Here is a 585-nt window from a genome sequence, read left to right on the forward strand (position 1 = left end):
CGTGGCCATCAGCGTATTCGACCTGTTCAAGATCGGCATCGGGCCGTCCAGCTCGCACACCGTGGGGCCGATGCGCGCCGCCGCGCTGTTCGTCGAGGCGCTGCGCGAGCGCCAGCTGCTGGCGCGGGTGTGGCGCATCGAAGTGCGCCTGTACGGCTCGCTGTCGGCCACCGGCGTCGGCCACGGCAGCGACCGTGCGGTGATCATGGGCCTGATGGGCGAGTGGCCGGATCGCATCGACCCGGCGCAGATCGCCCCGCGCATCGCCACGCTGCTCGAGCGCGGCGAGCTGCTGCTCGACGGCTGCCTGCCGATCGCCTTCGACTGGGCGCGCGACATGCGCCTGCTGGAGGAGAACCTGCCCTACCACCCCAACGCCATGACCCTGGTGGCCGAGGGCGAGGGCGGCGAGCTGCATAGCGACACCTACTACTCGGTGGGCGGCGGTTTCGTCGTCGATGCCGCGCAGGCCGCCACCGGCGCGCTGGACAGGACCACACCGCGCTGCCCTACGATTTTCCAGCGGCGCCGAGCTGCTGCAGCTGTGCCGTCGGCACGGCCTGCGCGTGTCGCAGCTGATGCTGG

1 pseudogene is annotated in these 585 nt (G+C 71.5%); it reads left to right on the forward strand.

Annotation, left to right across the window (positions count from 1 at the left end):
• Position 1: 1 nt before the first annotated feature.
• Positions 2–585: pseudogene (locus tag N878_RS25615) on the forward strand (serine dehydratase beta chain); the annotation flags it as partial.

The sequence above is a fragment of the Pseudomonas sp. EGD-AK9 genome (assembly GCF_000465935.2).
In the GTDB taxonomy this organism is placed as follows: domain Bacteria; phylum Pseudomonadota; class Gammaproteobacteria; order Pseudomonadales; family Pseudomonadaceae; genus Aquipseudomonas.